The following is an 8,436-nucleotide window of genomic DNA, read 5'->3' as shown; positions in this document are numbered from 1 at the left end:
GCTTTTTATCCACAGGATAAAATTGTCTGTGAAATATAGGGCTGTAAAGGGGTTGTAGTGGAGTTATGGTAGTTGTCAAATGCAGATCGAGAATAAGCTGATATTTAAAGTAAAATCGGACCAAGGATCATAGCAGAAAACGAAGATCTGCCGGTGATCGTTGCGCTTTGTTCAGTAGTCCGTATAATGTTGCACCCTATGTGCGATACCAGAGTTTTTTACCGATAATTCTTAGTGAAGGGTTCTGGTGTACGCATGGGCAGAGTGTTGGTAAACATCCAACTCAGTAGAAAAGCCGGCCGACTTTGTGTTATGTAAATTGACTCAGAGCTGTACATTTTATTACAATCCCGCTTCTTTTATATTGATGTTGCGATTGAGGCATCGGTGTCTATATGCTCACTGGCTGCCAACGCGTTTACTGAATCAGTAATAATCTTAAGTTAGGTAGAAATCGCTATGAAACGCACTTTCCAACCATCCGTACTGAAGCGTAACCGTTCTCACGGCTTCCGCGCTCGTATGGCTACCAAAAATGGTCGTCAGGTTCTGGCTCGCCGTCGTGCAAAAGGCCGTGCTCGTCTGACCGTTTCTAAGTAATAAAGCTAACCATCTAGTGGTTACGCTCGCTTTTCCGAGGGAGTTACGCTTGTTAACTCCCAAGCATTTCACTTATGTTTTCCAGCAACCTCAACGGGCAAGTTCGCCAGAGATTACTATCCTTGGCCGCCTTAACGAGCTGGGGCATCCCCGCATCGGTCTTACTATAGCCAAGAAAAATGTTAAACGTGCCCATGAGCGTAACCGGATTAAGCGGTTGGCCCGTGAAAGCTTCCGTTTAAACCAACATCAGTTGCCTCCTATGGATTTTGTGGTATTGGTTAAGAAAGGCGTTGCTGAGCTTGATAACCGTGCGTTAACGGAAGCTTTGGGTAAATTATGGCGTCGTCACTGTCGCTTGGCTCGCGCTTCCTGATCGGATTAATCCGAGGATATCAGTTGGTCATAAGCCCGCTGTTGGGACCCCGTTGTCGCTTTAATCCTACATGCTCTCAATATGGCATTGAGGCATTATGCCGATTTGGGGTGATAAAAGGCGGTTGGTTAACGGTGAAACGCGTATTAAAATGCCACCCTTTACATGAAGGTGGTGATGATCCTGTCCCACCCGTAAAAAACAACGATAACAGAGAACACTAACGATGGATTCGCAACGTAATCTTCTTCTCATCGCTTTGCTGTTCGTTTCTTTCTTGGTCTGGCAAGCATGGGAAGCAGATAAAAATCCGCAGCCAACAACAGTACAGGCCACGCAACAAACGGATATGCCGAGCAGTGAGAATCAGGCTGTACCAGGCAGTGGAAAAGGTAAACTTATCACAGTTAAAACTGATGTGCTCTCTTTGACCATCAATACTCGTGGCGGTGATATCGAAGAGGCTGACCTGTTAGCCTATCCTGATACCCTAGGTTCAAACCAACCATTCAAGCTGTTGGAAACAACACCTGCTTTCACTTATCAAGCGCAAAGTGGATTGACGGGGAAAGATGGTCCAGATAATCCACTGAATAGTGAACGCCCGCTGTATACCGCAGCACAGGATAGCTATGTATTGGCTGATGGGCAGGATGAATTGCGTATCCCGATGAATTTCGTCACTAATGATGGCATTGTTTATGTCAAAACATTTGTCCTGAAACGTGGTGAATACGCGATTAGTGTGGATTACCATATTAATAACACGACGGAAAAACCGTTACAGATGACCTTCTTTGGTCAGTTGAAACAGAGTGTTGAACTGCCAAAGCATCGTGATACAGGCAGCAGTAACTTCGCACTGCATACTTACCGTGGCGCGGCCTATTCTTCAGACGATACCAAATACAAAAAATATAGCTTTAGCGATATTGAAGGTGAACCTTTATCCGTGGCCACCAAAGGTGGCTGGATTGCCATGTTGCAGCAATATTTTGCTACCGCTTGGGTTCCCGCGGCAAATGAAACTAGTACTTTCTACACAGCCGCATTAGGTAAAGAGATGGCTGCGATTGGCTATAAGAGTGCGCCAATCTCTGTTGCGGCTAATAGTGAGAAAACGATCTCCTCTACATTGTGGGTTGGCCCGGAAATTCAAGATGAAATGGCCGCTGTAGCGCCTCATCTGGATCTGTCGGTAGACTATGGTTGGTTGTGGTTTATCTCTCAGCCATTATTTAAGCTGTTGAAGTTCCTGCATGGTTTTATTGGTAACTGGGGCTTCTCCATCATCGTTATCACCTTTATTGTGCGTGGTATCATGTACCCGCTGACCAAAGCACAATACACGTCAATGGCGAAAATGCGTCTATTGCAGCCGAAATTGGCGGCTATGCGCGAGCGTATTGGTGATGATAAACAGCGTATGAGCCAGGAAATGATGGCATTGTATAAAGCAGAGAAAGTGAACCCACTGGGTGGTTGTTTGCCTCTGTTGATCCAGATGCCAATCTTCCTTGCTTTATATTACATGTTGATGGGTTCTGTTGAATTGCGTCATGCGCCATTCGCGGGTTGGATTAATGACTTGTCTGCGCAAGATCCTTATTACATCCTGCCGTTGCTGATGGGTGTAACAATGTTCATCATCCAGAAAATGTCTCCGACGACAATTACTGATCCGATGCAACAGAAGATTATGACTTATATGCCGGTCATATTTACCATATTCTTCCTGTGGTTCCCATCAGGTCTGGTTCTGTACTATATCGTCAGTAACCTGGTGACAATTATCCAGCAGCAATTAATTTATCGTGGGCTGGAAAAACGCGGCTTGCATAGTCGTGAGAAAAAGCCAGCGAAATAAAACATAGCTTCAGCCAGAATGAATACATGCTGGCCGTTATAACAGAAAAGGCGGTCAATGACCGCCTTAACTATTTGAGTAAAAAAATAATTTGGGCGAAAAAGTCAATAGAGAGATAACCATGAATACCACGGATACGATTGTTGCTCAGGCTACCCCACCAGGACGAGGAGGGGTTGGTATTTTGCGTGTTTCCGGCCCGAAAGCCGCACAGGTCGCTGAGGTGGTATTAGGTAAATTACCCAAACCCCGTTATGCAGATTATCTGCCATTTCGTGATGTGGATGGCCGGGTACTTGATCAGGGGATTGCTATTTACTTTCCGGGGCCGAATTCCTTTACCGGAGAAGATGTACTGGAGCTTCAAGGGCATGGTGGGCCGGTTATTCTCGATTTGCTGCTTAAACGTATTCTGACTCTGCCAGGTGTGCGAATCGCTAACCCAGGTGAGTTTTCTGAACGCGCTTTTCTTAATGACAAACTGGACTTAGCTCAGGCGGAAGCCATTGCTGACCTGATCGATGCCAGTTCGGAGCAAGCCGCCCGTTCAGCGATGAATTCCTTACAGGGCGCTTTTTCGACTCAAGTTCACCAAATGGTGGAAGCGCTTACTCACTTACGAATCTATGTAGAAGCGGCTATTGATTTTCCAGATGAAGAGATTGATTTCCTTTCTGATGGGAAAATCGAGGCTGAGTTGGATGACGTGATGGCTGAGCTTGAGCGTGTACGTTCTCAGGCTCGTCAGGGCAGCCTTTTACGTGAAGGGATGAAAGTTGTTATCGCCGGTCGCCCTAATGCGGGGAAATCCAGCCTGCTTAATGCATTAGCAGGCCGTGAAGCGGCGATTGTGACGGATATTGCAGGTACAACTCGTGATGTGCTGCGTGAACATATTCATATTGACGGTATGCCGTTGCATATCATTGATACCGCAGGTTTGCGTGAAGCCAGTGACGAAGTTGAGCGTATTGGTATTGAGCGTGCATGGCAGGAAATTGAGCAGGCTGATCGTGTACTGTTTATGGTAGATAGCACGACAACGAGTGCGGTTGAACCTGTGGAAATCTGGCCTGAATTTATGGCTCGCCTGCCTAAATCGCTGCCTATCACAGTCGTTCGTAATAAGACAGATATGACCGATGAAGAGACAAGTATTGCAGAAGTAAGTGGTTACTCGCTGGTTAGACTTTCTGCCCGTAGCGGTGAAGGCATCGATTTATTGCGCGATCATCTAAAAGAAACGATGGGTTTTAGCAGTAATACCGAAGGTGGTTTCTTGGCTCGTCGTCGTCATTTACAAGCATTAAATACCGCAGCGGAACATTTACAGCAGGGCCATGAACAATTGGTGGTTGCCCGTTCAGGTGAATTGCTGGCAGAAGAGCTGCGTCTGGCGCAGCAGGCGTTGAGCGAGATCACGGGTGAGTTTACTTCCGATGATCTACTAGGAAGGATTTTTTCGAGTTTTTGTATTGGGAAGTGAAGTGGTCATTTTTGAAGTGTAACGTTTCAAAACTCATCGTAACATATCAAGCATAACGCACTGTTATATATAAACTTTTACATATATAACAGTGCTTTCTTTTTTTACTTCGTTTTGATCCGCTTTACAAAAATTACATCGCGCATTGCAAAGTCATTTTCCGATTGCCTTTAAAAAAATGGTGTTGTTTTAAAAGCGCTAAATACAGTGCGTTATACTCTGTTCCAACAGCCACAACATCTATTACCGGAACAAGATTGTTTTTAAATGATCATTGGTACAGTGGGCAGCGAAAATGAAACCACCCTTATCGTTTACGTAATCAATAATATCCGTGGCAGATTTCTTCACTGGGGCTTCCGGCTGGTTTATATCCACATCCAATGCTCCCAAATGCATTTTTATCTGATCAGCTGAAGCTGATTCATCAAACAGGCAAACGAAGTGAATTTTCTCACTGGAGGCAACTTCAAAGCCGGGGAACACCACGATTCCATGTTGTGCAAAGAGATCTCTGATCTTTTCAAAACCATTCACCGATCCATGATCAGCTAGGCCAATGACTTTAATTCTCATCTCTAGCGAAGCATTTAATAATTGCTGGTTATAGTCATCTTCAGAAAGAGTCGGTTGCTGCCCCCGATGTTTTATGTAGTCTGAAGAATTTACCTGCAATGCACACTTGAAAAAACGTGCTTTAGTGTACTTATTGGTCTGGATAGTCATACTTATACTCCACTTATACAGGCATATTCATCGTTCAGGTCTTGGCAATTTACATCGACAAAATTGTCTTAAAGCAGATCCGTATTAAGTCCTGCGGTTTTCAAACGCTGCGTCAAATTGCGCATTTTACTGAACTCGGTGCCAAAACTTTGGCTAAGCCCAACACTTTCACAAAAATCTTTAGCTGTAATGTTCTTCAACTCATCGGCATACTTAATCATTTGTAGATGTAGCTCAGCCGTGTACTGATTGCGTGGCGCATTTGCTAAAACCTGCTTGATCCTTTCGTAAATATCTTGTTCGTTTATCATAACCTTTACCATTGCATAACCTTTACCATTGAACATCTAGCTAATCTAGCTAAATTATATAATTTATATGCGTACCGCAAGGAAACTGTAGTTGCGTTGGTAAACGTTCTAGGCTATTTGCAAATAGATGGGGGATGGTTTTTTATTGATAGCAAGCTATGAGATAATGCTACCATTTAGTTACAAAATCAAAATTCACATAACAAATTGTTTTAATTATATTTTTTACATTCTGTATTGGCAAGTGAATGGGTAAAAGGCAGAAGTGGAACTTTTTTACCGGTTATAACAGGTAAAATTACATTTACCGGCTATAGCGTGTAACAATGAGGTTAACTGTTCAAATTGGTTGACCTCAATATGAAAGTGACTAACTCGAAACAACTTAGCGTATATTTAAAAGATATCAGGTTTACTCAAAAACTTTCTCAGGGCAAAGTGGCAAGCAGAGTGGGTATTCGGCAGGACACGGTATCAAGTTTTGAGCTGCACCCAGATTCTACCAAGCTGGAGACCTTCTTTAAGATTATGTCGGCGTTGAATTTAGAACTCGATATCCGGCCAAGAAACGTTGCTGAACGGTTATTAGGTTGGAGTGTTCGCCAAAGCCAATACTGGCTCCCACCATTAATAGGGAAACTTGATCCAGCTTCATAATTTGCTGGTAATATCTATGATTCTTTTGGGATAGCAAGAATAATAAATGATTTAAGAAGTTTCGGTGTGGAAGCAACAGAGTATTTTGGTAAGGATGGAAGAAGATATATAAAGTTATCAGGTTACCCTGGTGTAAGAAACTATTTAAACGCCACAAGATATCTTACTAATAATCCACGTATAGTGTCTTTTGGGGTAGGTACGTTAGGTGTTGAAGCTGGAATTGCCCAAGGTGCTAGATTCGGTATAGTATTCTCAGCCGCATATAGACTAGTTGAGTTAATATTTAAAGATGAATATGGATTGGTTGATTTGTTCGTTAATTTAACAATGGATGGTGCAAAATTAGCTATTTCAATAGGTATTGCTACGGCTGCTAATACTCTAATAGTTTCTCCACTCTTAGCTGTAGGAGGAAGTCTTATGCTTGTAGCTCTTGGCGTTTTTGCTATTGGGTTTCTAACTTCTCTTGCTTTATATTGGTTAGATGACCACTTTAAAATTAGTGAAACTATAATTAAAAACATAAAGAATAAAAAAACAAATCCGGCACCATACCATCCGGATCAGTTTTTTAATATGTGGGGAAGGTTTAGTCGTGGATAATATAAATGAAAATAAAGCAAAATTATATTCTGGAATTTTATTGCTTCTTTTTATGGCAGTGTTATCTATATTTTTTTCGTTGAATGATTATATCGATTTTTTTAAGCATGATAGTGTTATTACATTCTCATGGAAAAGCGCGGGAGCTATTTGGTTTAGTCCTGTGTTGATTTATATTTCTTTTATTTTATATAGAATCTCATTGGGTAAGGTGAAACGTCTTAATAGTAAAATAGGAAATTATGTTTCATATGTGTCAATAACAGGCATTATTCTTACTTTATTTGTGTCTTTTTATGTTGATGATGAATTAAAATCTGAGGGATATTTAATCTGTAGTAAATCATCATGGATGGCTCCAAATAAGTATGTTAAGGACATTTCACTTTGTCACTAAGTATATGCTATAAGCAGATGGGTAGGTTGTTATATGACTCCATGATATGATTTATAGTTGAGTGAAATTCTTTCATATGGCATCTCAGCTGCATATAGAGCCGTTGAGTTAATACTTAAAGATGATTATGGATTAGCTGATTTGTTTGTTAACTTAACAATAGATGGTGCAAAACTAGCTGTATCAACAGGTGTTGCTTTGGGCGTTAATTCACTAATAGCAGCGCCACTCTTAACTATAGGGTGGAGTCTTTTGGCTGTAACTATTGGAGTTTTTGCTCTTGGGGTTGGAGTTTCGTTTGCTTTATATTGGTTGGATGATTATTTTAAAATTAGTGAAAGCATAATTAAAAATATAAAAATAGAAAAAGAAATGTTTTTGTGGGAACACCTACGGCAGATCAATTTTTTAATATGTGGGGTAGATATAGCCGTGGATAATATAAATAAAATAAAAATATACGTAGGCTCGCTATTTGTTTTTTTTATGGCAGTATTATTTGTATTTTTCTCATTAAATGATTATATAGGTTTTTTTAGGCGTGATAGCGTTATTACATTCTCATGGAAGAGTGCGGGGTTTATTTGGTTTACTCCTTTACTGATTCATATTGCTTATGCTTTGTTAAGGATTGCTAAAAATAGAACAAAAAATCTCAATGGTAAAATTGGGGATTATATTTCATGTGTATCAATAATAGGATTTATTCTTACTTTATTTGTATCTTTTTATGTTGATGATGAGTTAAAGTTGGAGGGGTATGTAACATGTAGTAAATCATCATGGATGGCTCCAAATAAGTATGTTAAGGATATTTCTCTTTGTCACTAAGCATATATTTTTATATGCTTAGTGTTTTATTTTTATTTAATGATTTCTATCTTCCCATATGTTATAAGCAGATGTGCCGGCGGTTATATGATTCCGTGATATGGATTTATAATTTAATAAAACTCTTTCATATATTGTACTCTGACATGTAGCAGAATAGCTCACAATAAATAGAGAAAATTCACAATGAAAAAGTAAATAAAAAAATTACAGAAAAAACTCAATACGTTAGGGCTGATTGAAAACTATATCTTTTTGAAAAAACCTATAAAGCACAAGCTGATTGTGGATGAATGGGAACGTATCCAGTATATAGTCTGTTCATTGAGCTGAAAGGCAACAAACCAGAGTACAGTGATCAGGAAACTTCCAAACGCCAGAAGAAACAATCTTACGTTGTCTGCACTATGTGAGTATAACAGGCCAGTCAAATGTATCTATGCGCTTGAGTACGTGGATAACAGACATTGAGACAGTTTGTGCAACAGGCATTGAACCGACTGTACCCGTCTGATAGCTAATTATCTACTGCAACTCGGCACTTGGAGTCATTTACAGTGCCATATAAATATGGCACCT

General features: G+C 40.7%; 11 protein-coding genes and 1 pseudogene. 10 read left to right on the top strand and 2 right to left on the bottom strand.

The window, feature by feature from the left end; all coding sequences use genetic code 11:
- The first annotated feature begins 459 nt into the window (after positions 1–459).
- The 5 genes from rpmH (at position 460) to mnmE (ending at position 4,329) form a co-directional block, all read left to right on the top strand.
- Positions 460–600 (top strand): 50S ribosomal protein L34, encoded by a 141-nt coding sequence (rpmH, locus tag B0X70_RS24895; RefSeq protein ID WP_000831330.1) that lies wholly within the window; start codon positions 460–462, stop codon positions 598–600.
- 16 nt (positions 601–616) lie between these two features.
- On the top strand, positions 617–976 hold the full coding sequence (gene rnpA, locus B0X70_RS24890) for a ribonuclease P protein component (protein ID WP_071647078.1): 360 nt from the start codon (positions 617–619) through the stop codon (positions 974–976).
- Positions 940–1,200 carry a membrane protein insertion efficiency factor YidD gene (gene yidD / locus B0X70_RS24885; RefSeq protein ID WP_071647079.1) on the top strand — a complete coding sequence of 87 codons (261 nt, stop codon included), beginning with the start codon at positions 940–942 and terminating at the stop codon, positions 1,198–1,200. The genes rnpA and yidD overlap by 37 nt, the downstream gene beginning before the upstream one ends.
- A gap of 2 nt (positions 1,201–1,202) precedes the next feature.
- Positions 1,203–2,843 (top strand): membrane protein insertase YidC, encoded by a 1,641-nt coding sequence (gene yidC, locus B0X70_RS24880; protein ID WP_105397438.1) that lies wholly within the window; start codon positions 1,203–1,205, stop codon positions 2,841–2,843.
- A gap of 121 nt (positions 2,844–2,964) precedes the next feature.
- On the top strand, positions 2,965–4,329 hold the full coding sequence (mnmE, locus tag B0X70_RS24875) for a tRNA uridine-5-carboxymethylaminomethyl(34) synthesis GTPase MnmE (protein ID WP_217470614.1): 1,365 nt from the start codon (positions 2,965–2,967) through the stop codon (positions 4,327–4,329).
- A gap of 270 nt (positions 4,330–4,599) precedes the next feature.
- On the opposite strand, the pseudogene B0X70_RS24870 reads toward mnmE, so the two are convergent.
- Both B0X70_RS24870 and B0X70_RS24865 read right to left on the bottom strand, forming a co-directional pair.
- A pseudogene (locus tag B0X70_RS24870) lies at positions 4,600–5,055 on the bottom strand (PHP domain-containing protein); the annotation flags it as partial.
- Positions 5,056–5,123: 68 nt separating this feature from the next.
- The gene (locus tag B0X70_RS24865) at positions 5,124–5,363 is read right to left on the bottom strand and encodes an HTH-like domain-containing protein (protein ID WP_217471806.1); all 240 of its coding nucleotides are present in this window, start codon (positions 5,361–5,363) and stop codon (positions 5,124–5,126) included.
- A gap of 363 nt (positions 5,364–5,726) precedes the next feature.
- On the opposite strand from B0X70_RS24865, the gene B0X70_RS24860 reads away from it, so the two are divergent.
- The 5 genes from B0X70_RS24860 (at position 5,727) to B0X70_RS24840 (ending at position 8,328) form a co-directional block, all read left to right on the top strand.
- Complete coding sequence (locus B0X70_RS24860) at positions 5,727–6,023, top strand: type II toxin-antitoxin system RelB family anti-toxin (protein WP_246593389.1); 297 nt, start codon at positions 5,727–5,729, stop codon at positions 6,021–6,023.
- Positions 6,024–6,089: 66 nt separating this feature from the next.
- Entirely contained in the window at positions 6,090–6,629 is a 540-nt protein-coding gene (locus B0X70_RS24855; RefSeq protein WP_246593388.1) for a hypothetical protein, read from the top strand.
- The gene (locus B0X70_RS24850) at positions 6,622–7,026 is read left to right on the top strand and encodes a DUF1240 domain-containing protein (protein ID WP_240492374.1); all 405 of its coding nucleotides are present in this window, start codon (positions 6,622–6,624) and stop codon (positions 7,024–7,026) included. Before B0X70_RS24855 ends, B0X70_RS24850 begins: the two co-directional genes overlap by 8 nt.
- 57 nt (positions 7,027–7,083) lie before the next feature.
- Complete coding sequence (locus B0X70_RS25505) at positions 7,084–7,857, top strand: DUF1240 domain-containing protein (protein ID WP_246593387.1); 774 nt, start codon at positions 7,084–7,086, stop codon at positions 7,855–7,857.
- A 354-nt stretch (positions 7,858–8,211) separates the two neighbouring features.
- Entirely contained in the window at positions 8,212–8,328 is a 117-nt protein-coding gene (locus tag B0X70_RS24840; RefSeq protein WP_146111078.1) for a Tn3 family transposase, read from the top strand.
- The last annotated feature ends 108 nt before the right edge of the window (positions 8,329–8,436 follow it).

Origin of the sequence: Photorhabdus akhurstii (assembly GCF_019090985.1) — a bacterium.
GTDB lineage: Bacteria > Pseudomonadota > Gammaproteobacteria > Enterobacterales > Enterobacteriaceae > Photorhabdus > Photorhabdus akhurstii.
The sequence above is the reverse complement of the archived record's forward strand: the minus strand, read 5'-3'. Positions and strand labels throughout refer to the sequence as shown.